Origin of the sequence: Saccharopolyspora rosea, assembly GCF_025643595.1 — a bacterium.
Classification (GTDB): Bacteria; Actinomycetota; Actinomycetes; order Mycobacteriales; family Pseudonocardiaceae; genus Saccharopolyspora; species Saccharopolyspora rosea.
In genome coordinates this window covers 4,195,673-4,212,688 of the sequence record NZ_CP102826.1, presented here as the reverse complement: position 1 = coordinate 4,212,688, position 17,016 = coordinate 4,195,673, and the positions used below count along the sequence as shown (strand labels likewise).

Here is a 17,016-nt window from a genome sequence, read left to right as displayed (position 1 = left end):
GAGCGCGATCACCGGAATTCTCCGTGGCTCGAAGTCGATTTTTCGGAGTACCGTAAACGGGTGCTCGGTTCACGGAAGAGTTCGGTCGCCACGGACCCCGGGGGCGGCGCGGGGGCACCCGTCGAGCAGGTGCTGCGGCGCGGTCGGGTGCGCGGTGCCCTCGCGATGCTCGGCCCCGCCTTCATCGCCGCGATCGCGTACGTCGACCCGGGCAACTTCTCCACGAACATCGGTGCCGGGGCCCGGTTCGGTTACGCCCTGGTGTGGGTCGTGGTGCTGGCGAACGTGATGGCGATGCCGGTGCAGTTCCTGTCCGCCAAGATCGGCGTGGTCACCGGGCGGACGCTGCCGGAGGTGTGCCAGGACCGGTATCCGCGCGTGGTGCGCTGGGGGTTGTGGGTGCAGGCCGAGGTGGTGGCGATGGCCACCGACCTGGCCGAGTTCATCGGCGCCGCTCTCGGGCTGTACCTGCTGTTCGGCGTGCCGATGGTGCCCGCCGCGCTGATCATGGCGGTGGTGTCGTTCGCGCTGCTGGGACTGCAGGCCCGCGGGCACCGGCCGTTCGAGCGGGCCATCGCCGGACTGCTGCTGCTGATCATCGCCGGGTTCGCCTACGAGCTGCTGCGGATCGGGCCGGAACCGGCCGGCGCGGTCGCCGGGCTGCTGCCGACGTTGCCCGCCGGCTCCGCCTACCTCGCCGTCGGCATCGTCGGCGCCACCGTCATGCCGCACGTGGTGTACCTGCACTCCGCGCTGACCAGCCGTCGGCTGACCTGCCGCACCGACGAGGACCGGCGGCGGGTGCTGCGCTTCGAGCGCTGGGACGTGGTCATCGCGCTCGGGCTGGCCGGGCTGATCAACCTGTCGATGTTGCTGGTCGCCGCCAAGCTGTTCCACACCAGCGGGCGCACCGGCGTCGCCGAGATCGAGCAGGCCCACGCCGGGTTCGCACAGCTCGTCGGCGGCGGCGCCGCGCTGGTGTTCGCGGTGGCGCTGCTGGCTTCGGGGATCTCCTCGTCGAGCGTGGGCACCTTCGCCGGGCAGGTCGTCATGGCCGGTTTCGTGCGACTGCGGATCCCGTTGCTGCTGCGGCGGTTGATCACGATGGTCCCCGCCCTGCTCGTCATCGGTGCCGGCCTCAGCCCGACCGCCGTGCTCGACTTCAGCCAGGTCGTGCTCAGCTTCGGCATCCCCTTCGCGCTCGTCCCGCTGTTGCTGGTCACCCGCGACCCCGCGGTGATGGGCCGCTTCGCCAACCCGCGCTGGCTGACCGGTGTGATGGCGGCGATCACCGCCGTCGTCGTCGCGCTCAACCTCCACCTGCTCTGGGACCAGCTCGTCGGCTGAGAGCTGCCGGAGGGGAGACGGCGGTCAGCGCCGCGCACTCCGCGGACCGGGGTCCGGCAGTCCCGGGGAACCGGGGGCGACCGGCGCTCGGGGGAGGAAGCGGCCGCCCCCGGCTCCGGGCGGCGCGGCTCCGGCGGCGTCGGAGGGTGGGCTCGCCGGGGGCGCCGTTCCTCGGTGGTGTCGGGGGATGTGGCCGCAGAACCTACGCCGCGCCCGGCGGGGTGTCGCGCCGAACCGACGGCGCGTCGCGTGGCCGACCGGAGCCCGGCCGCGCCCAGCCGGACCGGCTCGCAGGTCGCGGATGACGGTCACTGAGCTGCGCAGAAGCGGATCAGTCGGAAATCGCCCGATGTGGTCGGCGCGTCCCGTTGGGTGCTCACCGCACGTGTCAAGAATGGACCGGACGGGTGAGGTGCGGCGTCCCGGATGTGTGCGAGCGCAACAGAAGAGCGCCGGATGGCGGTGCGCGCGGCGTCGACCCGGCGGACCGGCGAGGTCGATGGCCACCGCGTCGCCGGGTCCGGTTCGCCGCGGTCGGTGCGAGGTGGCGACGAACGGCCGATTCGGACGGCGATGTCGTTGGTGTGCACTGGTGTCGGGGCATCCCGAGGGGGAGCCATGTACCGTGCGCGCGCGTTCGTCTTCCTCACGCCGAAGGCACTCGGTCGGCGGCGGTACCGCCGGGTGTGCGCGGAGTTCGGCTTGGAGCCGCTGCCGTCCGGGTACGGCGCGCTGCTGTGCCACGACGACGAGCACCGCGAGATCACCGTGCTCACCCCCGATCCCGGCTACCTGAGCGCGATCGTCTCCTCGCTGTGCGAGCTGCACCGGCTCCGGCAGCGCGACACCGACGAACCGGCCCGGATCGACGAGGCGAAGTTCCCGCTGAGCCGCGCGGGCTGGCCCACCCGGCAGTGCCGCGGGATGTGAACCGGGCCGGGACGAACCGGCGAGGGGACTGCTGGGGGCACCTCGCCGGGCTGCTGCTCGGCACGGCGCTGCTGGGATCGCTCGTGGCCGTTTCCCCGCGCTGAGCGGACCCTGGGGGCATGGGTGCGCAGCGGACCGTGGTGGTCGGGTTCGACCAGTCCGAGACGTCCCGCCGCGCGGTGTGGTGGGCCGCGCGGGAGGCCGCCGCGCGGCGCCTGCCGCTGCTGCTGGTGCACGTCTACGCGTGGCCGTTCGAGGAACTCACGCCGATCCGCGTTCCCGGGGAGCAGCAGGAGGAGCCGTTGCAGCAGGCGATGCGCCGGGAGCTGGAGGCGCTCGTGGCCGGCTGCCGGGAGATCGATCCGCGGTTGCGGGTGCGCGGCGAGATGCCCTACGGCGATCCGAGCGTGGTGCTGTCCGGGATGGCCGAGGTCGCCGAACTGGTGGTGTTCGGCGGCGCGCAGGCGGTCGGGACGGTCCCGGCCGAGGTGCTCGCGCACCGCAGCGGCGCGCCGGTCGTGGTGGTGCGCGGCGAGGCCACCGCCGGGGGACCGGTCGTGGTGGGGGTCGACGGATCACCGGCCGGTCGGCTGGCGATCGGCTTCGCCTTCGACTTCGCCGCCCGCCACGACCTCGGGCTGGTGGCCGTGCACGCCTGGTCCGACCCGTCCGCGCGGGCGGGCGGGACCGGCTGGGCCGACGCCCGCGAGCAGGCCCACGAGCTGGTGTCCGAATCGCTGGCCGGCTGCGCCGAGCACTACCCGGACGTGGCGGTCCGCAGGGCGGTGAGCGCGGAACGCCCGGCGGAGGCGCTGCTCCGGGAGGCTCGTCGGGCGAGCCTGCTGGTGGTGGGCAGCCACGGCCGCGGCCGCATCCGCCGGGTGCTGCTGGGGTCGGTCAGCCACGCGGCGGTCAACCGCGCGCCGTGCCCGGTCGCCGTGCTGCGCGAGTGACGGGGCGGGCACCGGGTGCCGGTGCCCGCCCCGTCGGAGCCGCGCGCGGTGTCGTCGTCCGGTACGCCAGCCCTTCGAACCCGGTCGCCGAAGGACCGCGGAAAGCCGCGGTCTCGCGGGATGTTCCGCGCACGACGAGTTCGGGGGCGGGTCCTTACTTGAGGCCGGCCTTCTTGCTGCACACCGGCCAGGCGTTGGCGCCCTGCGACTTCAGCACCTTGTTGGCGACCTCGATCTGCTGCTCGCGGGTCGCGCCGGACGCCTTCGAGGCGTACTTGGTGCCGCCGTAGGCGGACCAGGTGGAGTCGGTGAACTGCAGGCCGCCGGAGAAGCCGTTGCCGGTGTCGGCGTTCCAGTTGCCGGAGCTCTCGCACTGGGCCACGGCGTCCCAGTTGGTGGCGGCGTCGGCCGGGATGGCGACCGCCAGCGGGGCGGCGACGACGAGGCCGGCGAGGCCGACGCGGGCGAGGATCCGTTTGGTGCTGTGACGAGCCATCGGGTGATCTCCTGCCGCGCCTGCCGTCGGGGGACGGTCCCTGCCCGGGGGCGTTTCGGGGTCGCCGAGGGTCCGCGGGCAGGGTTCGGCGCAGCGGACTTCGGGGGTTCACGTGCCGGATCCCGACGGGGGTGCGGGGGTCCGACGGGGAAACACGCTACGTAGTCGAAATTGGTGCAGCCAAGCGTCACGGGGCGTGAGCATCCTCATGCTGACCAGGACAAGATTCGAACACAGTGTTGTTTTGCCTGGTCGCATGGGTCAGCGGATGCGGCTACGCAGAGTGCTTTAGATGGCTTCTCTTGTCACTCGGAAGAGTGAAAATGAAAATCAGGACGATCTTGGTCGGCGCCCGGCCGCCCCCTACAGTGGTCTGTGATCTTGGGTGGCGAGGAGTGGGGGAGGCCGAATGGTGGAGATCGACACCTCGGTCGCCAGCATCGCGCGGGTCTACGACGCGATGCTCGGCGGCAAGGACAACTACGAGGTCGATCGGGAGATCCGGGACCGGATCGTCGAATGCGCGCCGGAGGCGATGGCCGCCGCCCGGGACGGCCGCAGCTTCCTGCTCCGGGTCACCCGGTACCTGGCCGGGGTCGTGGGCATCGACCAGTTCCTCGACTGCGGCTCCGGGCTGCCGACCGCGGAGAACACCCACGAGATCGCCCAGCGCGTCAACCCGGACGCCGTGGTCGTCTACGTGGACAACGACCCGCTCGTGCTCGCGCACGGGCGCGCGCTGCTGGACGCCGACGAGCGCAGCCACTTCGTCGCCGCCGACCTGACCCGGCCGGCCGAGGTGCTCGCGGACCCCGTGGTGCGCGCCAAGATCGACTTCTCCCGGCCGCTCGCGCTCTACCAGATCGGCACGCTGCACCACGTCTCCGACGAGCAGGATCCCGCCGCGATCATGCGCCGCTACCTCGACGCGCTGCCCGCCGGGTCGTACGTCGCGCTGGCGCACTTGTTCAACCCGCGCGACGGCAGCGAACTCGCCGAGGTCGCCGCGCGGGTGGAGCAGGTGTGCACCAGCAGCTCCCTGGGCAGCGGCTGGTTCCGCACCGGCGAGCAGATCCTGCGGTTCGTCGACGGTCTGGAGGTGCTGGAGCCCGGTCTGGTCCCGGTCGCCGACTGGTGGCCCACCGGCCCGCGCGCCACCCCGCTGGGCCTGTCCCAGCGGGCCTACGTCGGCGTCGTCGGCCGCAAGCCGTAGCGCCGGTCCGCGAACTTCGCGGCACCCGGTGATCGCCCGGTGGCCGATCCGCGACGCTGAGGATCGACCACCGGGCCGGTCAGCCGAGCGCGACGGCGGCGATGAGCATCGCCACGGCGATCGCTCCGATGACGAGGATGATGAGCAGGTTCGGCGTCTTGTCCATGGCTGATCACTGTGGCCGCCGACCCGGCCGCAGCCGGGTCGGGTCGGACCGAACGCGTCGCGATGACCAGCGAAAACTGTTGCGGCTTCGGATGATCGCGGCGTGCGGGGAGACGTAGTTCGCACATCGCGCCCCCACACCTGAGGGGGCGGCGGCGCTACAGCAGGCCCGACTTGGCGGCCTTGCTGATCAGCTCGATGCGGTTGCGGGCGTTGAGCTTGCGCATCGCGTTGCGCAGGTAGCCGGTGACGGTGTGGCGGGTCAGGCCGAGCTGCTCGGCGATCTCCGGGTTGGTCAGCCCGGCCGCCGCGTGCCGCAGCACGTCGTACTCGCGCCGGGTCAGGCCGGTGTCGAACAGCCGGGAGCGCATCCGGGCCGGGTCGCCGATGCGCGGGTCGAAAATCGCCACCCCGCGCGCCGCCTGCCGCACGGCGGAGACCAGGTCGGTGGAGCCGGCGTCCTTGAGCAGGCAGCCGTCGACCCCGGTGTCCAGCGTCGCCTGCAACGCGGCGTGGTCGCGGTAGGCGGTGAACACCAGCAGCCGCGCCGCCGGGGCCGCCTGGCGCAGCGGGCCGACGAGTTCACTGGCCATGGCGTCCGGCAGCCGCAGGTCCAGCAGCACCACGTGCGGCCGGGTGCGCGCGGCCAGGCGCACCGCCGACGCGGCGTCCGGCGCGCCGCCGACGACCCGGATCGCCGGGTCCTCGCGCAGCAGCAGCCGCACCCCGTCCAGCACGACGGGGTGGTCGTCGACGACCACCACGCGGATGTGCTCGGTCACGGCAGCGGAACCCGGATCCGCACGGTGACTCCACCGTCCTCATTGGACACGACGGAGAGCGTGCCGCCGAGCTGCGCGAGCCGGTCGGCGGTGGACCGCAGGCCGATGCCGCCGCCGTCGTCGACGCCGTCCCACCCGGCACCGTCGTCGGCGACCGACACCGCGATCCCGTCCTCCAGCGCGATCACGCTCACCAGCACCGAGTCGGCGCCGGCGTGCTTCTCGACGTTGAGCAGCGCTTCGCGGGCGGCCGCGACGAGCACTCGCTCGCGGTGCGGATCGCACTCGGGCACCGCCCCGACCTGCACCGCCTGCGCGGTGGTGCCGGTGCGGCGCTGGAATTCCGCGCAGTGGCGCGACAGCGTCGCGGTGAGCCCGTCGTCGACCCGGTCGTGGTCCAGCGCGTGCACCGACTCGCGGAACGCCGAGGCGGTTTCGGCCAGCTGCTCCTCCAACGACAGCAGGCGTTCCACCAGCGCGGTGCCGCCCGCAAGCGCGCGCAGGTCCCGCAGTTCCGCGCCGATCCGGAACAGCTGCGCGCCGACCGAGTCGTGCAGCTCCGCGGCGATGCGGCGGCGTTCGGCCGCGGCCGCGTGCTCGCGCTGCCGGCGCGCCGCGGCCGCGGTCTCCAGCGCCAGCGCGCCGCCGTCGGCGAGGTCCACCGCGGCGTCCAGCTCCCTGCCGCTGAAGTCGGTGATGGCGCGCATCGCCGCGTACACCACGCCGTGCACCTGGCCGCCGCGCATCATCGGCACGGCCAGCATCGTCCGGATGCCGTCGGCCGAGATCGGGACGTCGAAGTCGTGGGTGATCAGGTCCGACCGGCAGTAGTCGGCGACCCACACCGGCCGCTGCTCGGCCAGCGCCAGACCGCCCAGCCCCAGGCCGGTGGGCACGTTCAGGTCGTGCAACCCGGTCGCCCACGTGCCGTTCCACTGGCGCAGCACCAGCAGCCGGTCGCCCTCGACCGGACCGGCCAGGCCGATGTGCGCGCCGCAGACATCGCGGATCCGCTTCGCCAGGCCGCGCAGCGCGGCGGTGCCGTCCAGCAGGTTCAGCACGTGCGCGTGTTCGCCGAGCAGGCGCTCGAAGCGGGCGCCGTGCTCGGTCGCGCGTTCCGTTCCGGCATGCGTCCGGACCTCGAATGCTGTGTCCACTGTGCTCGGATGGTACGAGGGTCGCGCCGCGGTCGGCGACGGCCGGGTAGCGCGGATCACGCAACCGCTGTCCCGGTGTGCGGCCGGACCGCCCGGCGCCGTCCCGCTGATCGAGATGTCCGTCCGTGGCGGCACCGCAGCCACCTAGCGTCCGGTTCGACGCAGGGAGACGCCGATGCTGGACGACGAAGTCACGCAGGTGTTGCGGGAACTCGACGCCGGATTCCCGCCCGTGCACGAGATGACCGGGCCGCAGGCCCGCAGGGCGGTGGCCGCCCGCCGGGCACCGGCGGCCAACCTCGACGACGTGGCCGTCGTCGAGGACCGCCGCATCCCCGCCGAGGACCGGACGATCGGGGTGCGCCTCTACCGGCCGCACGGCGACCGCGCGGCGCGGCCGGTCGTGGTGTTCCTGCACGGCGGCGGTTTCGTGTGCTGCGACCTGGACAGCCACGACGGGTTCTGCCGGGCCCTGGCCAAGGGCACCGACGCGCTGGTGGTGTCGGTGGACTACCGGCTCGCGCCGGAACACCCGGCGCCCGCCGCCGCGCTCGACGCGCACGCCGCCGTGCGCTGGGCCGCCGAGCACGCCGCCGGACTGGGCGGCGACCCGGCGCGCATCGCGGTGGCCGGCGACAGCGCCGGGGGCAACCTCGCCGCCGTCGCGGCCCTGCTCAGCCGCGAGCGCGGACCACGGCTGGCCGCGCAGGTACTGCTCTACCCGGTGGTCGATCCCGGCTGCGACACCGGCAGCTACCGGACCTACGGCACCGGCCACTACAACACCGAGGCGGCGATGCGCTGGTACTGGCGCCAGTACCTCGGCGGGGACGCGCTGCCCGACCCCGCGCACCTGGTCGCGCCACTGCGCGCGCCCCGCCACGACGGGCTGCCGCCCGCCGTCGTGGTGACCGCCCAGCGCGACCCGCTGTGCGACGAGGCGGCGGCCTACGCGCGGACCCTCACCGGGGCGGGGGTGCCCGTGGTGCACCGGCACTACCCGGGGCTGTTCCACGGATTCCTGACCCTGCCCGGGTTCGGGCCCGCCGAGTCGGCGCGGCAGCTGCTCTGGCACGACCTGGACCGCCTGCTCAGCACGAGGAGCGCAGCGTGATCGACCTGGACGGCAGGACCGCGATCATCACCGGGGCGGCCCGCGGGCAGGGCGCGGCCGAAGCCCGCCTGTTCGCCCGGCTCGGCGCCCGCGTCGTCGTCGCCGACGCCGACGAGTCGGGCACCGCCGTCGCCGACGAGATCGGCGGCCGCTTCGAACGCCTCGACGTCTGCGACGCCACCGGCTGGCAACGCCTCGTGGAGCGGACCGGCCGGGTGGACGTGCTGGTCAACAACGCCGGGGTCTACCGCACCGCCCCGATCGCCGACCTCACCGACGCGGCGCTGCGCGCCACGCTGGAGGTCAACCTCGTCGGACCGGTGCTGGGCATGCGGGCCGTCGCACCGGCGATGCCCGAAGGCGGCTCGATCGTCAACATCGCCTCGATCTCCGGTCTGCGCGGCCACGGCGGCGCGCTGGCGTACGCGGCGTCGAAGTGGGGCCTGCGCGGAGCGAGCCGGTCGGCGGCGCGCGAGTTCGCGCCGCTGGGCATCCGGGTCAACTGCGTGTGCCCCGGCGCGGTCGACACGCCGATGATCGACGCGCGCCGCCTCGACCTGTCGCACCTGCCGATCCCGCGCGCCGGAACGGTCGGCGAACTCGCGCGCCTGGTGGCGTTCCTGGCCAGCGACGCGAGCGCGTACTGCACGGGGGCCGATTTCGTCGCCGACGGCGGCGCGACGGCTTGAGGTGGTCGTGGTCGGCCTGCGCGACTTCGAACACGGGTAGCTGTGGGGAGGACATCGGATGGACGTGCGTGATGTCGTCGTGGTGGGGGCCGGGTTCGCCGGGTTGTACGCGCTGCACCGGTGCCGGTCCGACGGGTTCGACGTGGTCGGCGTCGAGGCCGCGGACGGGGTGGGCGGCACCTGGTACTGGAACCGCTACCCGGGCGCCCGCTGCGACGTGGAGAGCATCGACTACTCCTACTCGTTCAGCGCGGAGCTGCAGGACGGGTGGCGGTGGAGCGAGCGCTACGCCGCGCAGCCGGAGATCCTGGCCTACCTGGAACACGTCGCCGAGCGCTTCGACCTGCACCGGCTCATTCGGTTCGGCCGGACCGTGCGGTCCGCGCACTTCGACGAGGACGCCGTGGTGTGGACGCTGACCACCGACGACGGCGAGCGGCTGCGCGCCCGGTTCGTGATCTTCGCGACCGGCTGCCTGTCGGCCGTGCACCGCCCGGACATCCCGGGGGCCGACGACTTCGCCGGGCAGGTGCTGTTCACCGCGCGGTGGCCGCACCGCGAACCGGACCTGGCGGGCAAGCGCGTCGGCGTGATCGGCACCGGTTCGTCCGGCATCCAGTCGATCCCGGTCCTGGCCGAGCGGGCGGCGTCGCTGACGGTCTTCCAGCGGTCGGCCAACTACAGCGTGCCGGCGCCGAACCGGCCGTTCACCGACGAGGAGTGGGAACGCGTCCGCGCCGAGTACCCGCAGCGGCGCGCGAAGTCCGCCTACGCGCCGGCCGGGACGCCGCACGAGGCGTACCCGAAGGGTGCGCTGGAGGTCGACGAGCAGGAGCGGCGGGCCGCGCTGGAGCAGCGGTGGCAGCAGGGCGGGGTGCTGTTCGGCAAGACCTTCCCGGACCAGAACACCGACCTGGCGGCCAACGACCACGCCCGCCGCTTCGCCGAGGAGAAGATCCGCGCCATCGTGCGCGACCCGGCCACCGCGGAGGACCTCGTCCCGGTCGGCCACCCGATCGGCACCAAGCGGATCTGCACCGACGTCGGCTACTTCGAGACCTACAACCGGTCGAACGTGCGCCTGGTGAACCTGCGCCGCGACCCGGTGGTCGCGATCCGGCCGTGGGGCGTGGAGACCGAGCACGGCCGCCACGAACTCGACGTGCTCGTCTACGCCACCGGTTTCGACGCGTTGACCGGCGCCCTGACCCGCATCGACCCGCGCGGCCGGGGCGGTCTGCGGCTCAGCCGGGCGTGGGCCGACGGGCCGGTGACCTGCCTGGGCCTGGGCGTGCCCGGTTTCCCGAACATGTTCACCGTCAGCGGCCCCGGCAGCCCCTCGGTGCTGGCGAACATGGTGCTGCACGCCGAGGTGCAGGTCGACTGGGTCGTCGACCTGCTCGACCGGTGCCGCGCCGACGGCGTCGCCGAGGTGGAACCCCGCCACGACGCGGCGGCCCGGTGGACCGAGCACGTCGCCGAAACCGCCGAGCGCACCCTCTACCCGCGCGCCGACTCCTGGTACGTCGGCGCGAACGTCACCGGCAAGAAGCGGGTTTTCATGCCCTACGTCGGCGGTTTCGGCACCTACCGCCGGTTCTGCGACCAGGCGCGCGACAACGACTACGCGGGTTTCGTGCTCACCCGGCGGTGAAGCCGTCGGCGGCCTGGTCGTCCCGCACGCGGGTGGTGCAACGCGGTACGGCTTCCACGACGTCGTCGACGAACTGCTCGCCGTCGGCGACGCGGTGATCGTGACCAGGCCCGTCGAGTAGTCGCCGTCCGTTCCGCCCGATCAGGGCAGTTCGGCCTCCAGCCACCGCAGGACTTCCGGGGTGGGCTGGTCGGTGACGTCGGCGAACTCCGGGTGACCGCGCAGGAAGCCGGCCACCCGCGGGCACACCGGCACGATCCGCAGCCCCCGCGCCCGGGTGTCGGCCAGCGCCTCGGCGAGCAGGGCGCCGCTGAGACCGCGGCCCCGGAACCGGTCGTCGATCTCGGTGTGGTGGAACACCCGCTGGTCGCCGCGGTCGAGGTAGGCGGTGAACCCGGCGGCTTCACCGTCGGCGCTGATCCGGTAGCGCTGCCGCGCCTGGTCGTGGTGGACGGCGGTCGGGTCGGTCATCGGTCTCCTCCTCCTGCACGTCGCGGACCCCCGCAACCTAACTGCCTGTCTTTGAACCGGTCGTAAGGGCGACGGCGAGGAGAGCTGGCCGCCCTTCTCTCTTTCGGTGAGTGGTCTCGCAGCCCGCACCGCCACCCACAACGAGTTCAACGACAGGCACTAGAGGGCCGAGCCTGTGACGTGCGCCGGTGTGACGACGGGCGCACTGAACGCCTGTGCGACGCCGGGATATCTTGGCCGCGTGCGGTTCAACGACGATGCGGATCTGGACGCCTCGCAGGTCGAGGAAGTGGGCGGCTCCGGCGGAGGGTTCGGCGGCGGCGCCCTCGTCGCGGGCGGGGGCGGGCTCGCCGTCGTCGCCGTGGTGCTCTACTTCGTCGTCTCGCACTTCCTCGGAGGTGGCGGGCACCTGCCGGTGTCCCCGCCCGGACTGGACCAGCTCGCCAGCGGTCAGCAGACCGACGACCAGGCGCTGGCCCGCGAGTGCCGCACCGGCGCGGACGCCAACCGACGCGACGACTGCGCCCTGGTCGCCTCGATCAACTCCATCCAGGGCTACTGGAGCGACGTGTTCCACAAGTCGGGTCGCGCGTACCACACCGCGCCCACGAAGTTCTTCCGCGGCAGCGTGCGCACCGCCTGCGGCGGCGCCACCTCCGACGTCGGCCCGTTCTACTGCCCCGGCGACTCGGACGTCTACATCGACCTGGACTTCTTCAAGGAGTTGCAGACGAAGTTCGGCGCTCAGGGCGGCCGGTTCGTGGAAGCCTACGTGCTGGCCCACGAATACGGGCACCACGTGCAGAACCTCCTCGGCACCACCTCCCGCGTCCGCGCCGGGGACAGCGGCCCGACCTCGGCGTCGGTCCGCCTGGAGCTGCAGGCCGACTGCTACGCCGGGGTGTGGGCCAACCACGCCACCACGGTCCCCACCAAGTCCGGCAAACCGCTGATCTCCGACATCTCGCAGGACGACGTGCGCCGCGCCCTCGACGCGGCCGCCCACATCGGCGACGACTACATCCAGTCCCACCTCGGCGGCGGCCGGGTCGACGAGAGCCGCTACACCCACGGCACGTCCAGCCAGCGCGAGAAGTGGTTCACCACGGGTCTCAAGACCGGCTCCCCGAGCAAGTGCGACACCTTCGACCCGCACGTCAGCCTGGGGTGATTCGTCCGTCCACTTCGGACGATCGGTAGCAGCGCGGACACCGGGCGAGCCGGGCGGTGACCGACGGGTGCGGTGGTGTGCAGACCGCTCCGCAATCGGCGACGCCGAGGCGCGCGGAACCGCAGGTCACCCGCGCGACGTCGGGCGGTCGGACCCGGTGGAGCAGCGGTGTGAACAGGCCCGGCCACGGGGTCATGGCGGGCGCGGCAGCCAGAGGTCGGGCGCGCGGACGGCGGCGAGGCCCGGCGCGCCGCCGGTGTCGTGCGGCGGGAGTGCCAGCAGTTCGGTGACGACGTCGGCGACCGGTCCGCAGCGGTGCCACAGGGCGGCGGAGGAGCCGCGTTCGAGGTCCTCGACCCGGAAACGGGCGCCGAGCGCGTCGTCGGCCGAGCGGGCGCGGAAGATGTCGATGGCACCGTGCTCGACGCGGAATCCCTGCACTTCGGCGATGTCGCCGGTGCTCGGCAGGTGCCGGAACCGGAATCCACGGCGCACGCTGGTCTCCAGCGCCTCGATGTGCGGTCGCAGCCAGGGCTCCGGCGGCGCGAGCCGTCGCGGGTGGGCGTCCCCGACCACCATGTGAACCTCCCCGGGGTGGCGTTCTCGGGCCCGTTGATCTGGGTGGCCACCGGCGGGCACGGGTGGGGCGTGCCCGCCGGTGGCATGGCCCGCCGGGTGGCGGCTCCGGGTACCGCCCGACGGGTCCCCGTGCGCCTGCGATGCGGACTCGGGGTGCGGTCTCGGCGAGACCGGACCGCATCGACTGCGCGGCGCGCGGGCGCGGTCGCGCACGGCGCGGCAGCACGGGGTGGGGCTTTGGCTCAACCTCCGACATCGGGGATCTCCCCGTCGTAGCCGAGCCCGGTTTGCGCTGAGTGTGTTCGCATGATCACGTTCAGTAGTAAGATCGCATAGGACATGTCCTATGGGCAATGGCATCGGGGGTGCTGCACTCGTTCGAATGAGGCCCAGCGGGCATGTCGTGTCGTGGCAGACTCCGCCCCACCTGTGATCAGCTGTGGAGGTCCCAGTGACGAAACGGCCAGGTCCGAGTGTTCGTCGGCGTCAGCTCGGCGCCATGTTGCGCCAACTCCGGCAGGATTCCGGTCACACGCTCAAGGACGCCGCCGCATGGCTGAACATGGGCGAGTCGGCGGTGAGCAAGATCGAGAAGGCGAAGACGGCGATCAAGGTCCAGACCGTTCGGGCGCTGGGGCAGCTGTACGACGTCGACGCCGCCAAGCTCGACTACCTGTTGCGGCTGGCGAGCGAGTCGAACGAACGCGGTTGGTGGACGGCCTACCGGGACACGGTTCCGGAGTGGTTCCGCCAGTTCGTTGGTCTGGAAGCCGATGCGCTCGACCTCTGGAACTACGAAGCCGAGCATGTGCCCGGATTGTTGCAAACGCCGGAGTACGTGCGGGCGCTGATGCGAAGCAACCGACCGGACATGAGCGATGCGGAAGTTGACCGCCAGGTCAAAATTCGCCGGGAACGGCAGGCGCGTCTCAATGGAGATGACCCGCCACGGCTGCATTTCTACCTCAACGAGGCGGTGATCCGACGCCCGGTCGGTGGCCCAGAGGTGATGCGCGACCAACTTCACCGGTTGATCGACGCGTCGCGATCTCCGCACACCACGTTGCGGATACTCCCGTTCGCAACCGGACCACACCCGGCGATGTCGGGCGCCTTCGTGATGATGCAGTTCCCGGAAGAGGACGCACCCGCGTTCGTCTACGTGGACAACGAACGTGGAGCGATTTACCAGGAGGACCCGGGAGACATCGACCGCTATGCGGTCGTGGTCGACGTCCTGGAACGGCTCTCGTTGAGTCCCGATGATTCACGCGGCATGCTGGCCGAGGCGATCAACGAACAGTGACCAGACACAGGGAAGGGGCACACCGATGCCCGAGTCGAGGAACGTCTACACCGGCTGGCGCAAGTCCACGCGATCCGGCGCCAACGGCGGCAACTGCGTCGAGGTCGGTTTCGCTGCCGACGGGCGGATGGTCGGCGTTCGGGACACCAAGGACAGGTCCGGCGGGGTCCTTGAGGTCAGCGGCTTCGCGTGGGCGGCGTTCCTGCGCGAGGTGAAGGCGGACGCGTTCGGTCGCTGATCAGGTCCCGGTCGCGGTGGAGCGCTCCTCGTCTCCGGCTCCGGGGAGGCGAGGAGCGTTTCTCTTGCTGCGACGGGAGTTTCGCGATGAGGTGGGCGGCGATCCGTGGCGCGGGACCGCCTCCGCCCGGCCGCGGGGTCACCGCAGGCGGGGCACCCAGAGGTCGGGTGCGCGGACGGCGACGAGGTCCGGAGCGCCGCGGATGCCGTGGGCCGGGAGCGCGAGCAGCTCGGCGATGACCTCGGCGACCGGTCCGCTGCGGTGCCACAGGGCGGCGGGGGAGGAGCCGTGTTCGAGGTCCTCGACGCGGAACCGGGCACCGAGGGCGTCCTCGGCCGACCGGGCGCGGAACACGTCGATGGTGTCGCGCTCGACGCGGAATCCCAGCACCTCGGCGATCTCGCCGATGTTCGGCAGGTGCTGGAACCGGAACCCGTGGCGCACGCTGGTCTCCAGCGCCTCGATGTGCGGCCGCAACCACGCTTCCGGTGCCGCGACCGTTCGCGGGTGGGCTTGCCCGACCGACATTGACAACCTTCCTGCGGTGAGTGAACCGGTCCACCGGTTCGCGCTGATCACTGGCGAGCGCACGGCCGTGCGGGCTCGTTCGGCTGTCGATATTACGGGCCCTCCTGCGCGCGGAGTGACAGTGCCGTGACGGAGAGTATCGCTTCCGTCCGGGGGGCCCGAGGGCGCGTGCTCGGGTGCTGCCGAGGCGAGTGGGCTCGGTCACCTGCCGGGCCGGACCGCAGTGGAGCGCCGCCCGGTGTCCACCGTGCTCACCGCAACGGGACTTGTGATCGCCGAGCCGACATGAGATCGTTCCACCCGCAAAAAAGGATCTTTGCGCCAATGCCGCGACTTCCGCGCGGCAGGTCCGGAAGTCCGGGCAGAGGGGGGCGAGGGATGCCGGACAACGACAACGCTCTCGCGTGGGAGAAGTACTGGCGAGAGCTGCCCGCGGGCGATGGCGAAGCCCTGTGGGACGTGGATCCGCGGCACGGCGTGCTGCACCACCTTCCGTGGTTCGCCGAGCACTTCGACCCGGAGTTGCCGGTGGCCGACGTCGGCTGCGGCAGCGGGCGGCAGACCGAGGCGCTCGCCGAGCACTTCCGCCGGGTGTACGGCTTCGAGGTGTCCGAAGCGGCGTTGGCCGCGGCGCGGCGCGCGCACCCGGCGTCGAACGTGGACTACCGGGTCCTCGACCTGTGCGACCCCGCCGCCGTCGCCGCGTGCCACGCCGAGCTGGGGGATCTGAACCTGTACGTGCGCACCGTGCTGCACCAGCTGCCGGTGGAACAGCGGCCGGCGGCGGCCGGGAACCTGACGGCGCTGCTCGGCGAGCGGGGCCTGGCGTTCGTCGTCGAACTCGCACCCGGCGCGGCGGACGTCTTCGCGTCCTGGCCGCGCGAGCAGCGGTCCAAACTGGACGACCTGCACGAAGCCGGACTCGTCCCCGCCCGGCTCGAAGACGGCGAGCTGGAGCGCCTGCTCACCGCGGCGGGCCTGGAGATCGTCCAGTCCGCCGAGTTCCGCGGGCACAGCACCGAGACCGGATCGGACGGTGCGGTGCTCGAAGTCCCGATGCGGCGCGTCCTGGTCCGGCCGGCGAGCTGATCCGCCGGAGGCCGAAGCGATTTCCTCGGGGGAGGAGGGGAATGCGCGCGACCGCGAATTCCGAGTACGGCGCCGCCGCCCAGGTCGACGCCGTGCGCACCGCCGATCCGCTCGGCGCCGATCTCGCCTGCCGCGACCTGGTGCGGATGAACCAGCGCGCCGACGTGGCGGCCCTGGTCCGCGGCCTGCGGGCGCTGCTGCCGGAGCTGGACCGGGTCGCGCGGTTCACCGACGACGAATGCCTGGCCGCGATGCGCGACCTCGGGATGTTCCTCGGCTCCATCAAGCGGCACGGCACCGAACCCGCCGAAGCGGTCCCGGAAGCCGTGCCCGTGCTGGCCGAACTGGGTCGGCGCACCGGCATGGTGCCGCGCGACACCGTGCTGCACTACTGCGTGTGGAACCCGGACGGCGTCCGGCGGCGGACCTACACCGGCGACGCGCAGGAACGCGTGCTCCAGGACTCGGTGCGACACGTGTTCCCCGCGTTGCGGACCGCGCTGGAGGGCTGCGACGAACTCGCCCGCGCCGACCCGGCCGACGCCCGCTTCGCCGAGCTGGTGCGGATGATCGACGGCCACGTCGCCGCGATGGTGGAGTCCATCGACCTCGTGCTCGGCGAAGTCGGCCCGGTGTTCTTCGCGCGCACGCTGCGCCCCTACTTCGAGGAGATCACCTTCGGCGGCGTCACCTACCTCGGCCCCGCCGCCGCGCAGGTGCCGTTGTGGCTGGTCGACGAGGCGGTCTGGCTCGCCGACGACTCCGGCGACTACGCGCGGTTCCTGCACGAATCGGTGCCCTACACGCTGCCCCGCTGGCGCGCGCTGCACGCGCGCTGGCGCGGGACGTCCTCCGCGGTGACCCGGCTGGTGCGCACCGTCGAGGAAGCGGGCGGCGTCGACCGCGCCGGGCCGGGTGCGCGCGCGGGCGCCGACGCGCTCGTCGGACTGCTGCGCACGCTGATCACCTTCCGGGGACGGCATTTCCGGATAGCCCGGCAGGCCTACCGGGAGGACGTGCGGCTCTACGCGGTGGGCAGCGGCGGTGCCAGCATCGACCTGCTGCACCAGGTGCTGCTGCTCACCCGCCAGAACGCGCGGATGGTCCGGGCGGTCACGTGATCGCCCGCCGGTG

Annotated in this window: 18 protein-coding genes and 1 pseudogene; 12 read left to right on the top strand and 7 right to left on the bottom strand. The window is 72.6% G+C overall.

Annotated elements, in window-relative coordinates; translation table 11 throughout:
• The first annotated feature begins 60 nt into the window (after nt 1-60).
• The 3 genes from NV263_RS19495 to NV263_RS19485 all read left to right on the top strand — a co-directional run bounded on the left by NV263_RS19495 (nt 61) and on the right by NV263_RS19485 (nt 3,230).
• Nucleotides 61-1,347 carry an Nramp family divalent metal transporter gene (locus NV263_RS19495; RefSeq protein ID WP_317630345.1) on the top strand — a complete coding sequence of 429 codons (1,287 nt, stop codon included), beginning with the start codon at nt 61-63 and terminating at the stop codon, nt 1,345-1,347.
• 618 nt (nt 1,348-1,965) lie between these two features.
• Nucleotides 1,966-2,277: a hypothetical protein gene (locus tag NV263_RS19490; protein ID WP_263247842.1), complete on the top strand. Its 312-nt coding sequence runs from the start codon at nt 1,966-1,968 to the stop codon at nt 2,275-2,277.
• A 119-nt stretch (nt 2,278-2,396) separates the two neighbouring features.
• Nucleotides 2,397-3,230, top strand: coding sequence for a universal stress protein (locus NV263_RS19485; protein ID WP_263247839.1), 834 nt, complete (start codon nt 2,397-2,399; stop codon nt 3,228-3,230).
• A gap of 163 nt (nt 3,231-3,393) precedes the next feature.
• Here the strand turns inward: NV263_RS19485 and NV263_RS19480 are convergent.
• A pseudogene (locus NV263_RS19480) lies at nt 3,394-3,726 on the bottom strand (transglycosylase family protein); the annotation flags it as partial.
• Between the two features lie 409 nt (nt 3,727-4,135).
• On the opposite strand from NV263_RS19480, the gene NV263_RS19475 reads away from it, so the two are divergent.
• Nucleotides 4,136-4,939, top strand: a complete 804-nt coding sequence (locus NV263_RS19475) for an SAM-dependent methyltransferase (RefSeq protein WP_263247838.1) — start codon at nt 4,136-4,138, stop codon at nt 4,937-4,939.
• Between the two features lie 323 nt (nt 4,940-5,262).
• Here the strand turns inward: NV263_RS19475 and NV263_RS19470 are convergent, their stop codons facing one another.
• Both NV263_RS19470 and NV263_RS19465 read right to left on the bottom strand, forming a co-directional pair.
• A complete protein-coding gene (locus tag NV263_RS19470) occupies nt 5,263-5,886 on the bottom strand; it encodes a response regulator (protein WP_263247836.1) in 624 nt (207 codons plus the stop codon).
• Nucleotides 5,883-7,043, bottom strand: coding sequence for a GAF domain-containing sensor histidine kinase (locus NV263_RS19465; protein ID WP_263247835.1), 1,161 nt, complete (start codon nt 7,041-7,043; stop codon nt 5,883-5,885). Before NV263_RS19465 ends, NV263_RS19470 begins: the two co-directional genes overlap by 4 nt.
• Nucleotides 7,044-7,218: 175 nt before the next feature.
• Between NV263_RS19465 and NV263_RS19460 the strand changes: the two genes are divergently transcribed.
• The 3 genes from NV263_RS19460 to NV263_RS19450 are packed head-to-tail and all read left to right on the top strand — an operon-like array spanning nt 7,219 to nt 10,500.
• Nucleotides 7,219-8,157 (top strand): alpha/beta hydrolase, encoded by a 939-nt coding sequence (locus NV263_RS19460; protein ID WP_263247833.1) that lies wholly within the window; start codon nt 7,219-7,221, stop codon nt 8,155-8,157.
• Entirely contained in the window at nt 8,154-8,846 is a 693-nt protein-coding gene (locus NV263_RS19455) for an SDR family NAD(P)-dependent oxidoreductase (protein WP_317630343.1), read from the top strand. Before NV263_RS19460 ends, NV263_RS19455 begins: the two co-directional genes overlap by 4 nt.
• Before the next feature lie 58 nt (nt 8,847-8,904).
• Nucleotides 8,905-10,500 (top strand): flavin-containing monooxygenase, encoded by a 1,596-nt coding sequence (locus NV263_RS19450; protein ID WP_263247832.1) that lies wholly within the window; start codon nt 8,905-8,907, stop codon nt 10,498-10,500.
• On the opposite strand, the gene NV263_RS19445 is transcribed toward NV263_RS19450, so the two are convergent.
• Nucleotides 10,487-10,666, bottom strand: a complete 180-nt coding sequence (locus NV263_RS19445; RefSeq protein WP_263247830.1) for a hypothetical protein — start codon at nt 10,664-10,666, stop codon at nt 10,487-10,489. The genes NV263_RS19450 and NV263_RS19445 overlap by 14 nt on opposite strands.
• The gene (locus tag NV263_RS19440; RefSeq protein WP_263247829.1) at nt 10,642-10,971 is read right to left on the bottom strand and encodes a GNAT family N-acetyltransferase; all 330 of its coding nucleotides are present in this window, start codon (nt 10,969-10,971) and stop codon (nt 10,642-10,644) included. Before NV263_RS19440 ends, NV263_RS19445 begins: the two co-directional genes overlap by 25 nt.
• A 241-nt stretch (nt 10,972-11,212) precedes the next feature.
• Here NV263_RS19440 and ypfJ point away from each other — a divergent pair, with 241 nt between their 5' ends.
• On the top strand, nt 11,213-12,142 hold the full coding sequence (ypfJ, locus tag NV263_RS19435) for a KPN_02809 family neutral zinc metallopeptidase (protein ID WP_263247827.1): 930 nt from the start codon (nt 11,213-11,215) through the stop codon (nt 12,140-12,142).
• A gap of 192 nt (nt 12,143-12,334) precedes the next feature.
• Here the strand turns inward: ypfJ and NV263_RS19430 are convergent, their stop codons facing one another.
• Nucleotides 12,335-12,721 carry a hypothetical protein gene (locus NV263_RS19430; protein WP_263247826.1) on the bottom strand — a complete coding sequence of 129 codons (387 nt, stop codon included), beginning with the start codon at nt 12,719-12,721 and terminating at the stop codon, nt 12,335-12,337.
• Between the two features lie 499 nt (nt 12,722-13,220).
• On the opposite strand from NV263_RS19430, the gene NV263_RS19425 reads away from it, so the two are divergent.
• Both NV263_RS19425 and NV263_RS19420 read left to right on the top strand, forming a co-directional pair.
• Nucleotides 13,221-14,027, top strand: coding sequence for a helix-turn-helix domain-containing protein (locus tag NV263_RS19425; RefSeq protein WP_263247823.1), 807 nt, complete (start codon nt 13,221-13,223; stop codon nt 14,025-14,027).
• Between the two features lie 25 nt (nt 14,028-14,052).
• On the top strand, nt 14,053-14,265 hold the full coding sequence (locus NV263_RS19420) for a DUF397 domain-containing protein (RefSeq protein ID WP_263247822.1): 213 nt from the start codon (nt 14,053-14,055) through the stop codon (nt 14,263-14,265).
• Nucleotides 14,266-14,403: 138 nt separating this feature from the next.
• Here the strand turns inward: NV263_RS19420 and NV263_RS19415 are convergent, their stop codons facing one another.
• Nucleotides 14,404-14,793 (bottom strand): hypothetical protein, encoded by a 390-nt coding sequence (locus NV263_RS19415; protein WP_263247820.1) that lies wholly within the window; start codon nt 14,791-14,793, stop codon nt 14,404-14,406.
• Between the two features lie 378 nt (nt 14,794-15,171).
• Here NV263_RS19415 and NV263_RS19410 point away from each other — a divergent pair, with 378 nt between their 5' ends.
• The gene (locus NV263_RS19410) at nt 15,172-15,882 is read left to right on the top strand and encodes a class I SAM-dependent methyltransferase (RefSeq protein ID WP_263247818.1); all 711 of its coding nucleotides are present in this window, start codon (nt 15,172-15,174) and stop codon (nt 15,880-15,882) included.
• 41 nt (nt 15,883-15,923) lie between these two features.
• Nucleotides 15,924-17,003, top strand: coding sequence for a monodechloroaminopyrrolnitrin synthase PrnB family protein (locus tag NV263_RS19405; protein ID WP_263247817.1), 1,080 nt, complete (start codon nt 15,924-15,926; stop codon nt 17,001-17,003).
• Nucleotides 17,004-17,016 lie beyond the last annotated feature (13 nt).